The sequence below is a fragment of the Variovorax sp. MHTC-1 genome, assembly GCF_003984645.1.
Classification (GTDB): Bacteria; Pseudomonadota; Gammaproteobacteria; order Burkholderiales; family Burkholderiaceae_C; genus Variovorax.
The window spans coordinates 411,012-429,623 of record NZ_RWKI01000001.1; the positions used below are offsets into that span (position 1 = coordinate 411,012).

Consider the following 18,612-nt stretch of genomic DNA (forward strand, 5'->3'; position numbering starts at 1 on the left):
TTTCTAGAGCCTGAAGCCGGCCTGGCGCAGCAGCTGGGCGGTCTCGAACATCGGGAGGCCCATGATGCCCGAATGCGAGCCGCTGATGTGCTCGACGAAAGCTGCGGCTCTGCCCTGGATGGCATAGGCGCCGGCCTTGCCCATCGGTTCGCCGGTGGCCACGTAGTCGGCGATCCGCGACTTGGCGACGGCGGCGAAGCGCACGCGCGAAACGCTGAGCGCCGCATGCCGTCGCTTCCCGTGCTGCAGCGCGATCGCCGTCAGCACGCGATGGGTGCGCCCGGACAGCAGTGCGAGCATGCGCTCGGCGTCCCGCTCGCCCTCGGGCTTGGCCAGGATGGTGCGGCCCAGCGCAACGGTGGTGTCGGCGCAAAGCACGGGGGCCGGCGGCAGGCCCAAGCGCTTGCGCCGCGCCACGGCCGCATCGAGCTTGAGCGCGGTGACCCGCTGCACATAAGCCGTCGGCGATTCGCCGGGCAGTTCGTGTTCCAGCGACTCGCTGTCTTCGTCCGGCCCCGCCAGCAGCAGTTCGTGGTGAACGCCGAGCAGTCCCAGCAGTTGCGCGCGCCGCGGACTCTGCGACGCAAGATAGATGAAGGACGAGTTCATTCGCGGTGATAAGGATGCCCGGCATTGACCGACCAGGCGCGGTAGAGCTGCTCGACCAGCAGCACGCGCGCCATTGCGTGAGGCAATGTCAGATCCGACAGGCGGATGCGTTCGTGCGCGGCGGCCTTGAAGGCGGGATCCAGCCCGTCGGGGCCGCCGATCACCAGAGCGACGTCGTCGCCCTCGCCTTGCCAGGCCTGCAAGCGGGCAGCGAGCGCCTTGGTGGTGAGCGCGGTGCCGCGCTCGTCCAGCACCACGATGCGCATGCCCTTGGCGATCGCGGCTTCGATGCGTTCGCGCTCGGCCGCGTAGAGCGTTTCGAGCGTCTTGGAGCTGCGCGGCTCGGTCTTGACCGCACGCAGTTCGAGCTTGAGTTCGGGCGGAAAACGCTTGGCGTAGTCGTCCCAGGCGGTCTGTGCCCAGTCGGGCATGCGCAGCCCGACCGCGACCACCAGCAGTTTCATGACCGCGACGAAGCGGTCTTGCGCGGCGCCTTCTTCGCCGCCGGCGCGGCCTTCTTCGAGGCTGCGGCTTTCTTCGCGGGCGCCTTGTTCACGACCACCGTCTTGACCGGCGTCTTCCGGGCAGCGGTCTTCTTGGCCGCGGGCCTTGCCTTGGCTGCCTTGGCGTCCTGTTCGGCAGCGCGAATCGCCGTCTTCGCCGCGCTGGAGCGGCGCAGCGAGGTGCTGTGCTTGGCCGCGGGCGCTTTTTCCTCGCTTGCCTTGGCGGGGGCCGCGGGTTTCGAAGCACCCAGCTTGGTGCGCACCGGCTTGTCGCCCCAGATCTCTTCGAGGTGGTAGTACTGCCGGATCGCCGGCTGCATGATGTGCGCGACCGCGGCCCCGCAGTCCACGATGATCCACTCGCCGTTGTCCTCGCCCTCCACGCGCGGCTTGCCGAAGCCGGCGTCCTTCACCGCATCGCGCACGCTGGCGGCCAGCGCCTTGGTCTGGCGGTTGGAGGTGCCCGAAGCGACGATCACGCGCTCGAAAAGCGGCGAGAGATGCTCGGTGTCGAATACCTGGATGTCCTGCGCCTTGACGTCCTCGAGGCCGTCGATGATGGCTCTCTGGAGTTTCTGGGTGTCTTTCTTGGCGGCGGCTTCAGTGTTCATCAGGCGGATCGATAGAGGTGGTGTTGGTCAATATAGCGTGCAACCGCCGGCGGAACCAGACGAGAAAAGTCGACGCTCGTTGCTGCGCGGGTCCGGATGTCGGTCGCGCTGATGTCCATCGGCGCGAGTTCGAGGGTTTCGACGCGCGCACCGGACGGGAGAGGAGGCAGGATTCTAGGGCCTGCGGGACCGGCAGAGCCCGTGGCGCCTGCGCGATCCGCTACGGAAACGATAGCAATCGACAAAATCTCCTGCCAGCCGTGCCATTGCGGCAACGAAGCGGCCTGGTCGGCGCCCATGATCAACACCAGTTGGGTGCCGGGCTGCTCCTGCTGCAGCTCGCGCAAGGTGTCGAGCGTGTAGGTAGGGCCCGGGCGCAGCGTTTCGCGCGCGTCGACCACCGTGCGCTCGAAGCCGCCGAAGGCCAGCTGCGCCATGGCGAGGCGGTGCTCGGCCACGCTCAATGCCCGCCGCTTGTGCCAGGCGTCGCCGGTCGGGAAGATGCGCAGCTCGGCCAGGTTCAGCTGCGCCAGCGCGGCCTCTACCAGCGCGACATGCGCGTTGTGAGGCGGATCGAAGGCCCCGCCGAAGACGCCGATGCGGGGCCCGCTCACAACCATTCGCGCCGCACGATGAAGTCGCTGTAGAGCGCAGCCTCGGGCGTACCGGGCTCTGGCGCCTGGCGGTACGCCCAGCTCGCGAACGGCGGCATCGACAAGAGAATCGACTCGGTGCGGCCACCCGACTGCAGGCCGAAGTGCGTGCCGCGGTCCCACACCAGGTTGAATTCCACATAGCGTCCGCGGCGATAGAGCTGGAACGCGCGTTCGCGCTCGCCCCAGGGCATGTCGCGACGCCGCTCGACGATCGGCAGGTAGGCCGGAAGAAAGGCGTCGCCGACCGCGCGCAGCATCGCAAAACTCTGCTCGAAACCGAGCTCGGCGAAATCGTCGAAGAAGATACCGCCGATGCCGCGCTGCTCGTTGCGGTGCTTCAAGAAGAAATACTCGTCGCACCAGGTCTTGAAGCGCGGGTACTTGTCGGCGCCGAAGGGCGCCAGCGCATCGCGGCAGGCACGGTGGAAGTGCACCGCATCCTCCTCGAAGCCGTAGTACGGCGTGAGGTCCATGCCGCCGCCGAACCAGCACACGGGCTCGCCGCCCGCCGGCAGCGCGGCCAGCATGCGCACGTTCATGTGCACGGTCGGCACGTAGGGATTGCGCGGGTGGAACACCAGCGACACACCCATCGCCTCGAAAGGGGCACCGGCCAGCTCGGGGCGATGCTGGGTGGCCGCGGGCGGCAGCTGGGGGCCGCGTACCTGCGAGAAGCCGCAGCCGGCGCGCTCGAACAGCGGGCCCTCTTCGAGGATGCAGGTCAGGCCGCTGCCCTGCAGCGGCTCGCCTGGCTCCTTCTGCCACTCGTCGCGAAGGCAGTCGCTGCCGTCGGCCGCTTCGAGCGCGGCCACGATGCGTTGCTGCAGACCCCGCAGGTAGTCGCCGACCGCTCGCGGATCCTGTTGCATCAGCCTTGCGAACCGCGCGCGTGGACGGCGCGGTGCCCGATGTCCTTGCGGTACTGCGCGCCGTCGAACTGGATGCGCGCCGCGACCGCATAGGCGCGCTGCTGCGCCTGCTTGACGCTGTCGGCCAGCACGGTCACGCAGAGGACGCGCCCGCCGCTGGCCTTGAGTTCGCCGTCTTCGATCGCGGTGCCCGCATGGAACACGACGGCATCGGGCGCCTCGGGCGGAATACCCGTGATGCGGTCGCCCTTGCGCGGCGTCAGCGGATAGCCGTGCGCCGCCATCACCACCCCGAGCGCGACGCGGCGGTCCCAATCGAGCTCGACCTGGTCCAGCGTGCCGTCGGTGGCGTGCCAAAACACCTCGAACAGGTCGGACTTGAGCCGCATCATGATCGGCTGGGTCTCGGGGTCGCCCATGCGGCAGTTGAATTCGAGCGTCTTCGGATGGCCCGCGGCATCGATCATCAGGCCCGCGTAGAGGAAGCCGGTAAAGGGAATGCCGTCCTTTTCCATGCCGCGGATGGTCGGCAGAATGATCTCGCGCATCGCGCGCGCATGCACCTCGGCCGTGACCACCGGAGCCGGTGAATAAGCGCCCATGCCGCCGGTGTTAGGGCCCTGGTCGTCGTCCAAAAGGCGCTTGTGGTCCTGGCTGGTGGCCAGCGCGGTCACGTTGCGGCCATCGCACAGCACGATGAAGCTGGCTTCCTCGCCTTCCAAGAATTCCTCGATGACGACGCGCGGCGAAGCCTTCCCGTCTTCGCCCTCGTTGTGGGTGATGCCGAGCTTGTTGTCCAGCAGCATGAAGTCGATGGCCTGGTGCGCCTCCTCGAGCGTCATCGCCACCACCACGCCTTTGCCGGCAGCCAGGCCATCGGCCTTGACCACGATCGGTGCGCCCTTGGCATTCACGTAGGCATGCGCGGCCGCGGGATGAGTGAAGGCCTCGTATTCGGCCGTCGGGATCTTGTGGCGCTTCATGAAGGCCTTGGAAAAAGCCTTGGAGCTCTCCAACTGCGCCGCCGCCTTGGTGGGCCCGAAGATGCGCAGGCCGTGCGCGCGGAATTCGTCGACCACGCCGGCCGCCAGCGGCGCCTCGGGGCCGACCACGGTCAACGCGATCTTTTCCTTCAACGCCCAGGCGCGCAGCGCGGCGGGCTCGGAAATGTCGATGCACTCGTAGCGCGAATCCGCGCGCGTGCCGCCGTTGCCCGGCGCCACATAGACCCGGCTTACCCGAGCGGCCTGCGCCAGCCGCCACGCCAGCGCGTGCTCGCGGCCCCCCCCCCCAATCACCAGTACCTTCATTCGCAGGCTTTCATGGGCGCTTTCCTCATTCGGAGAGCGCTGCGTTGTGATAGACATCCTGCACGTCGTCCAGGTCCTCGAGCACGTCGAGCAGCTTCTGCATCTTCGCGGCGTCCTCGCCCGTGAGCTCGATGGTGTTCTCGGCCCGCATCGTGACCTCGGCCACCTCGGGCTGGAGGCCTGCCGCCTCGAGCGCGTTCTTGACCGCTTCGAAGTCGCCGACCGCGGTCAGCACCTCGATGGCGCCGTCGTCGCCGGCCACCACATCTTCGGCGCCGGCTTCGAGCGCCACTTCCATCACCTTGTCCTCGCTGGTGCCGGGCGCAAAGACGAACTGGCCGCAGTGCTTGAACTGGAAGGCGACCGAGCCTTCGGTGCCCATGTTGCCGCCGTGCTTGGAGAAGGCATGGCGCACCTCGGCGACGGTGCGCACGCGGTTGTCGGTCATGGTGTCGACGATGATCGCGGCGCCGCCGATGCCGTAGCCCTCGTAGCGGATCTCCTCGTAGTTGACGCCTTCGAGGTTGCCGGTGGCCTTGTCGATGTTGCGCTTGACGGTGTCGGCCGGCAGGTTGACTGCCTTGGCCTTTTCGACCGCCAACCTGAGCCGCGGATTGCCGCTCAGGTCGCCGCCGCCGGCGCGTGCCGCGACCATGATTTCACGGATCGCACGGGTCCAGAGCTTGCCGCGCTTCTCGTCCTGCCGGCCCTTCCTGTGCTGAATGTTCGCCCATTTGCTGTGTCCGGCCATGGCTTGTCGTACTCGCTATCTCATGTTTTCAAAGCAGGTAGCGAGTTTACTGTCCGGCGCACGCAACGCCCCGCGTCCTATGGCGAGATCACAGATGCTTTTTGGGATAATCCGCCGCTGATGCGCCACGTCCGAACGGGCATCTTCTTGGAATCCATCCCAGTCAAAGCGCATGAACACCCCTACAACAACAACCGAACCCGCCGCGCTTTCCCACCAGAGCTGCGATGTGCTGGTGATCGGCGGCGGCCCCGCCGGCTCCACGGCCGCGGCCTTGCTGGCACGACAGGGCCGCCAGGTCGTGCTGCTCGAAAAGGCGCACCATCCACGCTTCCACATCGGGGAATCGCTCTTGCCGGCCAACGTGGCGCTGTTCGACAAGCTGGGCCTGCGCGACGAGCTCGAGCGCATCGGCATGCCCAAGTGGGGCGTCGAGTTCGTTTCGCCCGATCACGATCACGTGCAGATGGTCGAATTCGCCGACGCCTGGGACAAGTCCATGCCCTATGCCTGGCAGGTGCGGCGCTCCGAAATGGACGAGATCCTGTTCCGCAATGCCACAACGCAGGGCGCTCGGACCATCGAAGGCTGCCGGGTGCGCGACGTCCGCTTCGACGATGAAGGCGCCACCGTGCAGGCCACGCTGGACGACGGCGCGCCGTGCAACTGGCGTGCCCGCTTCGTGATCGATGCCTCCGGCCGCGACACCTTCCTGTCGAACAAGTTCAAGGCCAAGCAGAAGAACCCGAAGCACAACAGCTCGGCCCTCTTCGGCCACTTCACGAATGCCGAGCGCCTGCCGGGCAAGCTCGAGGGCAACATCACGATCTTCTGGTTTGCGCACGGCTGGTTCTGGTATATCCCGCTGGCCGACGGCACGACCAGCGTCGGCGCTGTGTGCTGGCCCCACTACCTGAAGTCGCGCAGCAAGCCGCTCAAGGATTTCTTCGCCGACACCATCGCGATGTGCCCGCAACTGGCCGTGCGCCTTTCGCAGGCCGCGCTGGTCGGCGACGCCGTGTACGCCACCGGTAACTATTCGTACACCAGCACCCATTGCAGCGGCGAGCGCTATCTGATGCTGGGCGATGCCTTCACCTTCGTCGACCCGGTGTTCTCCTCGGGCGTCTACCTCGCGATGCACAGCGCCTTCGAAGGCGCGGAGGTGGTGGCCACCGCGCTCGATCGACCCGCGCAGGCCGGCCCGGCGCGGCAGCGCTTCGAGCGCTACATGCGCAAGGGGCCGCGCGAGTTTTCCTGGTTCATCTTCCGCGTCACGAACCCGACCATCCGCGAGTTCTTCATGTACCCGCAAAACCCGTTCCGCGTGAAGGAAGCGCTGCTGTCGCTCCTGGCCGGCGACATCTACGGCAAGACGCCGATCTGGCGCTCGCTGCGGGTGCTCAAGGCCCTGTACTACCTCGTCTCGGCCGGGCATCCGCGCCGCACCTGGGAGGCCTGGCGCAGGCGGCGCAGCAATATCCGCGACCTCGGGCCGCTCGCCGGCGAAAACATCGTCGAGGCCCAGTGAGCGCGCGCGACTTCAACGGGGTGCCGCCCCTGCGCGTCCAGCGGCTGTCCTTGTCGCAAAGCCTGGCCCTGCTATCGGCCGGGAATCCGCCCTTCGGTGCGCTGGGTTACGGCACGCCCCATGACCTGGCCTGGATGCCCACGGTCAATGCGCGCGTTCTTTCGCAGGCAGGCGCGATGGCCGACGTGTGGCATGCCAGCGAACGCATCGAATCCGGCACCACCGGCGTGGTGCGCTGGCGATGCGACGGCCACTGGATGCTGGGCGCCATCGATCTGGACGAGGCCACCGAGAAGGTGGGCCTGGCCGCCCTCGCCCAGCGGGCCTATCGCGACCTGTTCGAGTCGCTCGCGCAGACCGGTTGCGCCCACCTGCTGCGCGTATGGAACTACCTGCCGCAGATCAACGCCGACGGCGGCGGCCTCGAGCGCTATCGGCAGTTCAACCTCGGCCGCCAGCAGGCCTTCGTCGACGCCGGCCAGGCCGCTTTCGAAGGCGCGCCGGCGGCTTGCGCGCTCGGCATCCACCAGGGCGCGCTGTGCATCCGCTTTCTGGCGGGACGCATCGCGCCGCTGCCGGTCGAGAATCCGCGGCAGGTCTCCGCCTACCGCTATCCGCCGACCTACGGCCCGCGCTCGCCGACCTTCTCGCGCGCGGCGCTGGCCGAGATCGGCGGCGGCGACGTGGCGCTCTTCATCTCGGGCACGGCGAGCATCGTCGGCCATGAAACCGTACACCCGGGTGATGTGCTGGCGCAGACCCAGGAAACGCTGCGCAATCTCGGCGCGGTGATCGCGGCGGCCAACGAGCGCGCGACCACGCGCTTCGATCTCGCGGCCCTCGATTGCGTGGTGTACGTGCGCCACGTCGCCGATGCGCCGATCGTGCGCCGGGTGCTCGAAGAAACGCTGGGTCCGGAGGCTCATACCGTGAGCCACGCGGTCTACCTGGAGGCGGACATCTGCCGCCAGGACTTGCTGGTGGAGATCGAAGCCCATGCGGTTGCCAGCGGCTCATTGCGCGCCTGAATGCGCGAGCACGCCATGAAGCGGCTGCTGCGCTGGATCTTCTCCATCCCGCTCGCCTTGCTGCTCTACGCCCTGCTCTTGCTGCTGGGCAGCATCTCGCTGGCCTGGAACCTGGTCGCAATGCTGCTCTACCCGATGCTGCCGGCGCGCGTGGGCCGCTCGCTAGGGCGCAGGGTGATCGCCTTCGCCTACCGATCGTTCTGGGCCACGGCCTCCGCCTTCGGCATGATGCGCATCGACGCGAGCTGTCTCGACGCCCTGCGCGACGAACGCGGCGTGATCTTCGTCGCCAACCATCCGACCATGCTCGACGCCCTGCTGCTGGTGGCGCGCCTGCCGCGCAGCGCCTGCATCATGAAGGCCGACCTGATGCGCAACATCTTCCTCGGTGCCGGCGCGCGGCTGGCCCGCTACATCCGCAACGACTCGGCGCGCACCATGGTGCGGCTCGCGGTCGAAGACCTGAAGAACGGCGGCCAGCTCGTGATCTTCCCCGAGGGCACGCGCACCGTGACGCCGCCGCTCAACGCCTTCAGGCCCGGCGTCACGCTGATCGCCAAGCTCGCGCAGGCGCCGATCCAGACCGTCTTCATCGAGACCGATTCGCCCTACCTCGGCAAAGGCTGGCCGCTGTGGCGCGTGCCGCCGCTGCCGATCGTCTTCAGGCTCCGACTCGGCCAGCGCTTTGCGCCGCAGCACGACAGCGATGCGCTGCTGCACGAGATCGAACAGTACTTTCGCCACCCCTTGGAACAGCGCGCCTCCGACGCACAGCCCGCATGCCAGACATCTCGCGCACCCACCTTGTCCTGATCCCCAGCTACAACACGGGCGAGCGCCTGTTCTCGACGGTCAGCGCGGCTCGCGCACAGTGGAGCCCGGTCTGGGTAGTGGTCGACGGCAGCACCGACGGCACCGGCGAGCGCATGCAGCAGATGGCCGCGTCCGACCCCGGCCTGCGCGTGTGGGTGCTGCCTGAGAACCAGGGCAAGGGCGCCGCCGTGCTGCATGGCTTGCGCGCGGCGCAGGAGGCCGGCTACACGCATGCGCTCACCATGGATTCCGACGGCCAGCATCCGGCCGACCTGATTCCCGCCTTCATGAAAGCCTCCCAGGCCCGGCCCGAGACCATGGTGCTGGGCCGCCCCGTGTTCGATGCTTCGGCGCCGCTGCTGCGCGTGCGCGGGCGCAAACTTTCGAACGGCTGGACCCACCTCGAAACCCTGTTCGCCGGCATCGGCGATTCGCTCTACGGTTTTCGCGTCTACCCGGTCGCGGGCCTGATCGCGGTGATGGCGCGCCAGCCCTGGATGCGCCGGTTCGACTTCGACACCGAGGCCGTGGTGCGCCTCGCGTGGCGCGGCGTCAAGCCGGTCAACATCGACGCGCCGGTCAAGTACCTCACTGCCGCGGAAGGCGGCGTCTCGCACTTCAACTACGTGCGCGACAACCTGTTGCTGAGCTGGATGCACACGCGGCTGATGGGGGAGTTCGTGCTGCGCCTGCCCGGGCTGCTGCTGCGGAGGCTGCGGCGCGCGCCGCCGTTTCAGCGTTGATCGACGCGGCTTGAGAGGTTGGACGCTGGCCACGATGCAGCGCCAGAATTGATCAGATTCATCGCTGAGTTCTCCCCGCAGAATCGCGCCCTGCCGCGCGCTTGAGCTTCTTCTTCGCGCGACGGCGCAGGGAGAAGAACAATGAACAAGCGATTGCATCGCGTGGTGTTCAATGCCGCGCGCGGGCTAAGGATGGTCGTGCAGGAGACGGCCAGGCGCACGGGCGAGGCCAGCGGCACGGCTCCTGCGATGGCAGCCGCGGCGCTCTTCGGTGTGCTGGTGGCGTCGACCGTTCAAGCCCAGATCGTCGGCGCGCCGGGCGTGGCGCCCAACCTGCGGCCCACGGTGCTGCTGGCGCCCAATGGCGTGCCCCTGGTCAATATCCAGACGCCCAGCGCAGCCGGCGTCTCGCGCAACCTCTTCAACCAGTTCGACGTTCAGCGCAATGGCGCGATCCTCAACAACAGCCGCACCGATGTGCAGACGCAGCTGGGCGGCTTCGTTCAAGGCAATCCGTACCTCGCGACGGGCCCGGCGCGCATCATCCTCAACGAGATCACGAGCGGCAACCCGACGCAGCTGCGCGGGTATGTGGAAGTCGGCGGCCAGCGCGCCGAGGTGGTCATCGCGAATCCGGCCGGCATCAGCGTGGACGGCGGGGGCTTCATCAATGCTTCGAGAGCCACCCTGACCACAGGCACGCCGCAGCTCAATGCGCAGGGCGGGCTCGACAGCTATGTGGTGCGTGGCGGCACCATCAGCATCGACGGTGCCGGGCTCGATCTGAGCCGCACCGACTACGCGGCCATCCTCGCGCGGGCCGTGCAGGTCAACGCCGGGATTTGGGCCAACGAGCTCAAGGTGGTGGCGGGGGCCAACCAGGTCTCGGCCGATCACGGGCAGATCAGCCCGACCACGGGCACCGGCCCTACACCCACCTTCGCGCTCGATGTCGCCCAGCTCGGCGGCATGTATGCCAACAAGATCACCTTGATCGGCACCGAGGCCGGGCTGGGCGCGCGCAATGCCGGCACCATCCAGGCCGCCAACGGCGCGGGCACCTTGGCCGGTGCCGGTCAGCTCGTCGTCACCGCGGCCGGGCGGCTGGAGAACATCGGCACCCTGCCAGCGCCGGTGCCAACCTGTCCGCCGACAGCCTGGCCAACAGCGGGCGCATCGCCAGCCGCGGCGAACTCAAGATCGCGACGCAGGGCACGCTCGGCAATGCGGGCGGCACCCTCGAAGGCCCGAGGGTCGAATTCGCGAGCGCGGGCGGCGACATCGACAACCGCGGCGGCACCATCCGCCAGACCAGCGGCGTCGGCCTGACGGTGGCGGCGCCGAGCTTGAGCAATACCGCGGGTGGCGTGATCGGTGCGGAGCCGATTCCCGAGACGCCTGCGCAACCCAACCCTGGCACTGGCACTGGCGGCACCGACACCGGCACACCGAGCACGGGCGATCGAGGCGGCCCCGGCAGCAGCGGCGGCACCGCGCCTTCGCAGCCCTACGTCCCTCCCGCCCCCGGCAGCCTCACCGCCGCCGGCGCCATCCTCAACGATGGCGGCCGCATCTACGCGGGCGGCCCGATCGCGCTGCAGACCCCGCAGATCAACAACAACGGCGGCTCGCTCAGCACGACGAGCCTGGCGGCCAGCGGCCCGAGCTTCAGCAACGTGGGCGGCACGGTCGACGTTGGGAACAACTTCAGCGCCAATGTCGACCACTTCGACAACACCGGCGGAACGCTGCGCGCCGGCAGCCTGACCATCGCCGCCGCGGGCGACCTGCTCAACCAGGACGGAACCTTGGCCAGCGATGGCGACGTGAGCATCGGCTCGGGCGGCCTCGCGAACAACACGCGCGGCACCATCTCGGCTGCGAACCTGTCGATCCGGGCGGGGAGCTTGAGCAACAGCGGCAGTCTGCGCGGCAGCAACGACACCAGGCTCGAGGTGGCCGGCGCGCTCGTCAACGACGGCAGCATCACGGCCGGTCGCCACACGACGGTCGCTGCCGGCAGCCTGCAGAGCACCGCCACCGGCGTGCTCGGCGCCGGCATCCAGGCCGACGGCCAGCTCGGCAGCGCCGGCGATCTGCGCGTCGCGGCCTCCGGTGCACTGGTGGCCCGAGGGATGAACCTTGCCGCCGGCAATGCCCGCCTGGGTGGCGCGAGCATCGACCTCCCGGGCAGCCAGACGAGCGCGGTCGATATCGCGCTCACGGCCACCGCGGGCGGCATCGACACCAGCCATGCGCTGATCACGACGCCCGGCGCACTCGACATCACGGCCAGCGGCGCGGTGACCCACACGCGCGGCACGCTCGAGGGGCAGAACGTCACCATCACCGCGGCCGGTCTGGCCAACACATCGGGGGCCATCCGCGCCGACGCGAACACGACCATCACCAGCGCGGGCAGCGTGACCAATACGGGCGGGCTGATCTCCTCCGGCGACACGCTCAGCATCGTTGCCGATTCGCTCGCCCTCGACGGCAAGCTGCTCTCCCGAGGCGACATGCGTCTCGCGCTGGACCAGGACGTCGTGATCGCCGCCGGCAGCCAGACCATCGCCGACCGCAATCTGAGCCTCAGCACCAGCGGCAACATCATCAACAGCGGCCGGCTCGCCGCCGGCAACGACCTGCTGCTCGCGGGGCGCGATATAGACAACACCGCCACGGGCGACATCCAGGGCGACGTCACCACGCTCAGCGCCGGCGAGACGATCACCAACCGCGGCGTCATCGACGGCGTTGCAACCCGCCTCGACGCGGCCACGCTCACCAACATCGGCACCGGCCGCATCTACGGCGATGAGATATCCATCGCCGCGGGCACGCTCAACAACCTGGCAGAGACAGTCAATGGCGTCACGACCTCCGCCACCATTGCCGCGCGCCAGCGCCTGGACATCGGCGCGCAAACGATCGAGAACCGCGACGGATCTTTGATCTTCAGCGACGGCGATCTCTTCATCGGCGGCAGCCTGGATGCCAATGGAAGGGCCACGGGCGCCGCTACGAGCCTTACTAACCATGCCTCGACCATCGAGGCCACCCGCAACGCCGACATCAAGACCGCGCTGCTCGCCAACACCAACGGCGGCGTCACCTGGGCCCTGCAGCCCGGCCCCAGCGAGCACTTCGTCGAATACATGACCCCCGGCAGCAGCCGGCGCTGGCAGGCGAGCGAGGTCCTCTTCGGCTTCGGCGGCTACATCCAGTTCCCCGACACCGGCTGGAACGGCTGGACCGCCGGGGACGCCTCCATTCCTCTCGCGCCCGGCGACAACCCCTACGCCCGTTTGCTGCTGCCCTCGCCCGACTACCCGCTCGAGCGCTTCCGCCGCTACTACCTTCAGAGCCCGGCCAACAGCGCCGAGCGCAGCTACCAGACCTGCACCGGCGGCGATGCCAGTGTCTGCGAAACGACGCTCATGCCCGGCGCCTGGTACGCCATCGACGATCCCATCTGGGCCACCTTCGGCGTCACGCCCCCTGCGGAAGACCTTCCGGGCGACTTCATCGGCAGGCTGCACCCCGACATCACCGTCGGCCAGGAGGGCATCACGATCTCCGTCGATGGCCCCTCGGGCCCGACCACCATCCTGAGGCCCTTCGACCATCCGGTCACCCAGGCCGAATACGACCGGTGGCAGGCCTACCGCCAGGCCCACACCAAGCTCGACGAGGCCACGCTCGCCTTCATCCACACCATGACCGGCCTGGCTCGCGGGCCCAACGGCGAGTCCAAGCCGCAGCGCTTCTCCTCCATCTACGACGCCTTCGACTACACCGTCGCCTCGGCCACGCCGGTGCTGCAAACCTCCGCCCCGGCCAAGATCCTCGCCGGCGGCGCGATGGCCATCCAGGTCGCCGGCGGCACCAACGACATGAGCCAGATCCTGGCCGGCGGCGCGCTCAGCGTGACGGGCGGCAAGATCGTCGACATCGGCCTCGAGGTCGACGCGCCCACGGTCCAGACCGGTACCGCCATCCACAGCTACGTCGAGGAACATACCTTCGGCAGCGACGAGCGCGTCTACCAGTTCGCGCCCTACAACCTCACGACCAACACCACCGTCACGCTCGCCGCGGCGCGCCAGGAGGGCCATGTGGCCATCGCAGGCAGCGGCGCCGACACCGGCAATCTCACCCCGGGCCGAACGAACCCGGATGCCCCGCGCGTCCACCCGATCGTCCAGGTGCCTGCGGGCGGCCAGGTGGTGCGCACCAGCACGCCCAACGCCACGGTGCCCAGCGCCAGCCTGTTCGCCACGCATCCCGAATCGACCAGCCGCTACCTGATCGAGACCGACCCGCGCTTCGCCAACCGCCGCCAATGGCTCAGCAGCGACTACCTGCTCAACAACCTCGGGCTCGATCCGAACCGCACCCAGAAGAGATTGGGCGACGGCTTCTACGAGCAGCGCCTGATCCGCGAGCAGGTGGCCCAGCTCACGGGCTACCGCTATCTGGACGGCTACGCGAGCGACGAGGACCAGTACGCCGCGCTCATGAACGCCGGCATCACCTTCGCCCAGCAGTACGGCTTGAAGCCTGGCGTGGCTCTGACAGCAGCCCAGATGGCGCAGCTCACCAGCGACATCGTCTGGCTCATCGAGCAGGAGGTGACGCTCGCCGACGGCAGCACGCAGAAAGTGCTGGTGCCCCAGGTCTACGTGCGCGTGCGGGAAGGCGACATCGACGGCTCCGGTGCCATCCTCTCGGGAAACAGCGTGGACCTGCACCTCGCGGGCGATCTCGGCAACAGCGGCACCATCGCCGGGCGCCGCGTCACCCGCATCACCGCCGAGAACGTGCACAACATCCATGGCCGCATCAGCGGCGATGCGGTGTCGGTGGAGGCGCGCAACGACCTCAACATGATTGGCGGCACCATCGATGCGCAGAGCAGCCTGAGGGCGGTCGCGGGACGCGATCTCAATGTGGCGACCACAACGCGCAGTGCGCACAACGACGGCCAAGGCGGTGTCCGACTGGGCGCCACTGTCGTGGATCGCGTGGCAGGGCTGTACGTCACCAACCCCGGCGGCACCCTGGTGGCCCATGCGGGCCGCGATGCCAACCTCGTGGGCGCAGAAGTGCACAGCGCCGGCAGCGTCGAAGTGCATGCGAAGCGCGATGTGAACCTCGACAGCGTCACCACCGAACGCAGCGAGGACATCCATTGGAGCGAGAAGAACTCGAGACAGGGCCTGCAAAGCCAGGAGACCGGCAGCACGGTCAGCGGCGCCGGCAACGTCAGCATCAAAGCGGGGCGCGATCTCACCGGACGCGCGGCCACCTTGAGCGCCGGCGAGACCTTGAGCCTCGATGCCGGCGACAAGCTGACCCTCTACGCCGGCGAGAACCAGGCCAGCGCCGAGACCCGCCACGTCACCAAGAAGGGCATGACCCACTACAGCCTGGACGCCGACAGCCAGGAGACGACCCTGGCGCGCACCACCCTCAACGCGACCGACATCAAGCTGCGCAGCGGCGGCGACATGACCCTCGGCGCGATCGAGGCCAACGCCGAGAGCCTGGACCTCCATGCCGGCGGCAAGCTGAATCTGCTCACGCAGAGCACCACCAGCGCGATGAGCCAGGAGGAGAACGAGGGCGATGCGGCCTTCGTGTCGGCCTCGGGCAGCGGGCGCGTGGACGAGACCAGCCAGTACAACCGCTTCAACGTCGCGACCTTGAACATCAAGGCCGATGGCGGCATCAAGGCCAACGTCGCCCAAGGCACGAGCCTCGCCACGCTGGGCCAGCAGCCCGGCATGGCCTGGGTGAACCAGCTCACGAGCAACCCCGCCTTCGCGAACAGCGTCGAATGGCAGCGCGTGCAGGAGGCGCATGACAAGTGGGCCTACAGCCAGAGCGGCATGGGGCCGGTGGCCGCGGCACTGGTCGCCCTGGTGGTGGGCGCGGCGGCCGCGCCGATGGCCGCAGGCGCGGGCGCCGCCTCCGGCCAGGCAGCAGCCGTCGCGGTGGGAGAAGGCGTGGCGCTGTCGGGTGGCGGTGCGTTCCTCACCGGCACGGGCCTCTCCATCTCCGCCAGCGTGGGCGGTGCCGTGCAGGCAGGCGTCACCGCCATCGCCAGCCAGGCCACCGTCAGCCTGGTCAACAACCACGGCGACTTCGGTGCGGTGCTGAAGGAGCTGGGCAGCAGCGAGGGCATCAAGAACATCGCCACCGCCATGGTGACGGCGGGGGCCATCGAGGGGCTGGGCAGCACGATCACGATGGATGTGAACGGCGTGACCACGCCGCTCAACCGGATCTCGCCGCAGAACGGCAGCTTTGCGCAGAACCTCGGGCGCAACGTGATCAATGCCAGCGCCCACGCCGTCGTGAACACGGCCGTCAATGGTGGCAGCCTGCAGGACAACCTCGCACAGGGCATCGCGAATGCCGTCGTCACCACCGGCGCCGCGTTCGGGGCCTACGAGATCGGCCAGTGGACCAGCCCCGGGATCGATCCGGCGACCGGCGCCGTCACGCCGCCGGCGCTGAACCGGTTCGCCGGCGAAGTGGCGCATGCCATCTTGGGATGCGCGGCCGGCACGGCCAGAACGGGCAATGGAGACGGTTGCGCGCCGGGAGCCGTTGGTGCCGTCGCAGGCCATCTGGCCGCGGGATTCATCAATCCGACGGGTGACCCGACCAGAGCTGCGGAGACCAGTGCATGGTCGCAAGTGATGAGCGGGGTCGCCGGGGCGTTGGTCGGAACGAATGGGCAGAGCGTGTATGTCGCGGCGGGCACTGGTGCGAATGCGGTGGAGAACAACTACCTGACGAGCCAGCAGTGGCGAACGTTCGCCGACGAGATGCAACGGTGCCAGGCAAGAAGCTGCACCCCGCAAGAGCAGCAAGCCATACGGGAGAGCTATCAGCAACTCAGCAACCAGCAGAACGTGGCGCTGGCCAACTGCAGTGCGACCGGAAACTGCGCCACGCTTGGCACCGAGGTCGCTTCTGGCACAGAGACCATGCTCGAGCTGGCTGCCAATGGACGACTCCCCAGCGGTGGAGCGGTTGCGAATGATCTTGGCCAGCATCTTGGCCAACGACTTGCGAGTGACCCGGCCTATCGGGAACGGGTCAATCATTCCATTGCGGTGCTGGACAACTGCAACGCGAATCCGGACCAGTGCAATCAGCAAGCAATCAACGCTGCTGCGCTTGTGGTGCTTCCGTTGCTTGGCCCTGCGGGAGTGCCGATTACTGCGGAAGGTCTGTTAGTCGGAGGCACGATTGGCGCGGGGTTCAATGCCCTTGGCCAATACGCGGCAAGTGGATCCATCAACCCTCGGGACGTCGGAATGGCATTTACTACCGGCGCGTTGACTTACGGGGCGGGCTTCTGGCCCTCTATGTTCGTAAACACTGGAGGAGCGCTGTCCATTTCGGCCATAAAAAACGATGGGCCTAATGCCACGTTCGGCATAACAGGCGCGGCACTTGGTACAGCCATCGGGTATCCGGTAGGCACGGCCGTGCGAGGCAGTTTGGACGCCGTAGTGAATCCATGGTACCGACCGATGTGGCAGGACATGGGATTCACGATTCAGCGATGGATAGGATCGAGTCCGTTGCCCGGAGCTTTTGGAACAGTCGGCAGTAGCGCCTTGCAAGAAGTCGGCAACGTAACAGTGAATAGCCAAAGCACAACGACCAACTCAGGTAATTCAACACGAGGTGGGAAATGAATCTTTTTCGAAAGCACGAGCTAAAGGCGCTGGGCGCTCTATTCACTATTTGTCTGCTCGCTATTGCCACAATTTTCGCTTTAGGATTCCTGGTTGCTATGCCTCTAGCTCGATGGGCCATCGTTGGAGTGCTTCACTTTCCGACTAGCGCATCCGAACTTTGGAGCTTGGCGGTATTGATCGTCAGTGGAGCCATCCTTCTAACGTTGGTTCTTTGGTTGCGCGGCAAGATCTTCGGCGGCTGATGTTCAGTTAAGACGAAGTATGGTCGCCCATATTGGTCAACAGCCCAAGCACGCCTGCCAACACAGGCAATCCGACGCGAGGTGGTCGATGAAGCCGCCGCCATGGAAGCATGACTTGAAGGTTCTTTGCCTCTGCTTCGGTGCATCTCATTTTGCCTATGGCATCGGCTTGCCCAACTCGATCCTTCTAGGCATGCCCCTGATCCGGTGGGCGATCCCCGGCGTGCTCAATTTTTCAGTCGACAGTGGCTCCCTTAGGTGGTCGGCTTGGCTCATTCTTGGCATGACCGTGTTTACTACTGTCTTGATGTGGCTGGAAGGAAAATGGAAGGGGCGATGGTAGTGGCCTACTGTCAAAACGCGCGCAGGACCTGCAGGTTGGCACGGCGTCATAGCGAGAAGCACGAGCTTGAGCGCCGGCCGTTCGACAATGTCAGCCCAGTCAACAACCACGGCGACCTCAGTACGGTGCTGAAGGAGCTGGGCAGCAGCGAGGGCATCAAGAACATCGCCACCGCCTTGGTCACGGCGGGGGCGCTGCAGGGGTTGAGCTCATCAGGGCTCCTGCCGAAGAACCTGGCCAGCGCGACCAACGACGCGGCGCCGTTCAGGGACCAGTTGCAGCGCCAGTTGATCGACGGGGTGGCCAGTTCGCTCGTGCGCAGCGCGTACAGGCGTAGTGGTAGAGCGGGTGCCGGTGGTGGGACCGGTTGCCACTCCCATTACCAACGAAATGCTGGAGGAATGGAAGAAGTCTGGTGCTTCACAGTCTTTCCAGCAATGGGTGAACCAGCAGTACCGCCGTTTACTCGATGCGAAATGAGATGAAACGTAAAACGCAAGTACTGCCACTACTCCTAGCCGAGGGAAAACTAACAGGCCTCGGGGTTGCGCTACTGTTCTTAGTGGGACTTTCAATCTTGCTCGCTTCGATTGCCTTTTCGCCTACGGTATGGATGTGGTGGCTGGGCATTTCCGTGGGCCTTGGGTGCATGGCTGTTGCGGGATTCAGTGGTCGAGCTCATGCCCTTGGGCTCCCTCCTCCCTTCACCAACGATCCGCTAGGTTGGCGCAAAGCAAAAGCTACATACGAGCAGCCAGAGGTTCCTGAGACCGATTCAAGCGGCAGCGACTCTGCATCACAGCAGAATGAGAGCAAGAAGAAGTAGATTTCGCGCGCGGGCTACGCGCTTGCTAGATTGGAGAACAGCTACTCATAGCC

General features: G+C 66.9%; 15 protein-coding genes. 8 read left to right on the plus strand and 7 right to left on the minus strand.

The annotated features are described in order from the left end of the window. Nucleotides 1-3 precede the first annotated feature (3 nt). Genes EJI01_RS01925 through EJI01_RS01955 form a run of 7 tightly spaced genes read right to left on the minus strand, consistent with a single transcriptional unit; the run spans nt 4 to nt 5,309 of the window. The gene (locus tag EJI01_RS01925) at nt 4-609 is read right to left on the minus strand and encodes a Maf family protein (protein WP_126835421.1); all 606 of its coding nucleotides are present in this window, start codon (nt 607-609) and stop codon (nt 4-6) included. Further along, nucleotides 606-1,073 (minus strand): 23S rRNA (pseudouridine(1915)-N(3))-methyltransferase RlmH, encoded by a 468-nt coding sequence (gene rlmH / locus EJI01_RS01930; RefSeq protein WP_126835422.1) that lies wholly within the window; start codon nt 1,071-1,073, stop codon nt 606-608. The genes EJI01_RS01925 and rlmH overlap by 4 nt, the downstream gene beginning before the upstream one ends. Further along, complete coding sequence (gene rsfS / locus EJI01_RS01935; protein ID WP_126835423.1) at nt 1,070-1,723, minus strand: ribosome silencing factor; 654 nt, start codon at nt 1,721-1,723, stop codon at nt 1,070-1,072. Before rsfS ends, rlmH begins: the two co-directional genes overlap by 4 nt. Continuing rightward, nucleotides 1,723-2,343, minus strand: coding sequence for a nicotinate (nicotinamide) nucleotide adenylyltransferase (gene nadD / locus EJI01_RS01940; protein ID WP_126835424.1), 621 nt, complete (start codon nt 2,341-2,343; stop codon nt 1,723-1,725). The genes rsfS and nadD overlap by 1 nt, the downstream gene beginning before the upstream one ends. After that, nucleotides 2,334-3,248 (minus strand): oxygen-dependent coproporphyrinogen oxidase, encoded by a 915-nt coding sequence (gene hemF / locus EJI01_RS01945; protein ID WP_409513922.1) that lies wholly within the window; start codon nt 3,246-3,248, stop codon nt 2,334-2,336. Before hemF ends, nadD begins: the two co-directional genes overlap by 10 nt. After that, on the minus strand, nt 3,248-4,558 hold the full coding sequence (gene purD / locus EJI01_RS01950; protein WP_126835425.1) for a phosphoribosylamine--glycine ligase: 1,311 nt from the start codon (nt 4,556-4,558) through the stop codon (nt 3,248-3,250). The genes hemF and purD overlap by 1 nt, the downstream gene beginning before the upstream one ends. Nucleotides 4,559-4,583: 25 nt before the next feature. Next, a complete protein-coding gene (locus EJI01_RS01955; RefSeq protein WP_126835426.1) occupies nt 4,584-5,309 on the minus strand; it encodes a YebC/PmpR family DNA-binding transcriptional regulator in 726 nt (241 codons plus the stop codon). A gap of 172 nt (nt 5,310-5,481) precedes the next feature. Between EJI01_RS01955 and EJI01_RS01960 the strand changes: the two genes are divergently transcribed. From EJI01_RS01960 to EJI01_RS02005, 8 genes are all read left to right on the plus strand, one after another. After that, a complete protein-coding gene (locus EJI01_RS01960) occupies nt 5,482-6,840 on the plus strand; it encodes an NAD(P)/FAD-dependent oxidoreductase (protein ID WP_126835427.1) in 1,359 nt (452 codons plus the stop codon). After that, nucleotides 6,837-7,868, plus strand: coding sequence for a hypothetical protein (locus EJI01_RS01965; RefSeq protein WP_185878784.1), 1,032 nt, complete (start codon nt 6,837-6,839; stop codon nt 7,866-7,868). Before EJI01_RS01960 ends, EJI01_RS01965 begins: the two co-directional genes overlap by 4 nt. Nucleotides 7,869-7,883: 15 nt before the next feature. After that, complete coding sequence (locus EJI01_RS01970; protein ID WP_126835679.1) at nt 7,884-8,681, plus strand: lysophospholipid acyltransferase family protein; 798 nt, start codon at nt 7,884-7,886, stop codon at nt 8,679-8,681. Then, complete coding sequence (locus EJI01_RS01975) at nt 8,648-9,424, plus strand: glycosyltransferase family 2 protein (protein ID WP_126835428.1); 777 nt, start codon at nt 8,648-8,650, stop codon at nt 9,422-9,424. The genes EJI01_RS01970 and EJI01_RS01975 overlap by 34 nt, the downstream gene beginning before the upstream one ends. 141 nt (nt 9,425-9,565) lie before the next feature. Further along, nucleotides 9,566-10,753 (plus strand): filamentous hemagglutinin N-terminal domain-containing protein, encoded by a 1,188-nt coding sequence (locus tag EJI01_RS29180; protein ID WP_260602270.1) that lies wholly within the window; start codon nt 9,566-9,568, stop codon nt 10,751-10,753. A gap of 17 nt (nt 10,754-10,770) precedes the next feature. Next, complete coding sequence (locus EJI01_RS29185) at nt 10,771-17,145, plus strand: DUF637 domain-containing protein (RefSeq protein ID WP_260602271.1); 6,375 nt, start codon at nt 10,771-10,773, stop codon at nt 17,143-17,145. Beyond that, on the plus strand, nt 17,142-17,390 hold the full coding sequence (locus EJI01_RS02000) for a hypothetical protein (RefSeq protein WP_126835429.1): 249 nt from the start codon (nt 17,142-17,144) through the stop codon (nt 17,388-17,390). The genes EJI01_RS29185 and EJI01_RS02000 overlap by 4 nt, the downstream gene beginning before the upstream one ends. Nucleotides 17,391-17,726: 336 nt before the next feature. After that, nucleotides 17,727-18,218, plus strand: a complete 492-nt coding sequence (locus EJI01_RS02005; RefSeq protein ID WP_185878785.1) for a DUF637 domain-containing protein — start codon at nt 17,727-17,729, stop codon at nt 18,216-18,218. Nucleotides 18,219-18,612: the final 394 nt, after the last annotated feature.

What these genes read in the sequence shown, in the direction of transcription:
- EJI01_RS01970 (WP_126835679.1), top strand. Translation starts at nt 7,884, where the DNA reads ATGAAGCGGCTGCTGCGCTGGATCTTCTCCATCCCGCTCGCCTTGCTG.
- EJI01_RS02005 (WP_185878785.1), top strand. Translation starts at nt 17,727, where the DNA reads ATGGTAGTGGCCTACTGTCAAAACGCGCGCAGGACCTGCAGGTTGGCA.
- EJI01_RS01955 (WP_126835426.1), bottom strand. Translation starts at nt 5,309, where the DNA reads ATGGCCGGACACAGCAAATGGGCGAACATTCAGCACAGGAAGGGCCGG.
- EJI01_RS29180 (WP_260602270.1), top strand. Translation starts at nt 9,566, where the DNA reads ATGAACAAGCGATTGCATCGCGTGGTGTTCAATGCCGCGCGCGGGCTA.
- EJI01_RS01975 (WP_126835428.1), top strand. Translation starts at nt 8,648, where the DNA reads ATGCCAGACATCTCGCGCACCCACCTTGTCCTGATCCCCAGCTACAAC.
- rlmH (WP_126835422.1), bottom strand. Translation starts at nt 1,073, where the DNA reads ATGAAACTGCTGGTGGTCGCGGTCGGGCTGCGCATGCCCGACTGGGCA.
- EJI01_RS01925 (WP_126835421.1), bottom strand. Translation starts at nt 609, where the DNA reads ATGAACTCGTCCTTCATCTATCTTGCGTCGCAGAGTCCGCGGCGCGCG.
- purD (WP_126835425.1), bottom strand. Translation starts at nt 4,558, where the DNA reads ATGAAGGTACTGGTGATTGGGGGGGGGGGCCGCGAGCACGCGCTGGCG.
- hemF (WP_409513922.1), bottom strand. Translation starts at nt 3,248, where the DNA reads ATGCAACAGGATCCGCGAGCGGTCGGCGACTACCTGCGGGGTCTGCAG.
- nadD (WP_126835424.1), bottom strand. Translation starts at nt 2,343, where the DNA reads ATGGTTGTGAGCGGGCCCCGCATCGGCGTCTTCGGCGGGGCCTTCGAT.
- EJI01_RS01960 (WP_126835427.1), top strand. Translation starts at nt 5,482, where the DNA reads ATGAACACCCCTACAACAACAACCGAACCCGCCGCGCTTTCCCACCAG.
- EJI01_RS02000 (WP_126835429.1), top strand. Translation starts at nt 17,142, where the DNA reads ATGAATCTTTTTCGAAAGCACGAGCTAAAGGCGCTGGGCGCTCTATTC.
- rsfS (WP_126835423.1), bottom strand. Translation starts at nt 1,723, where the DNA reads ATGAACACTGAAGCCGCCGCCAAGAAAGACACCCAGAAACTCCAGAGA.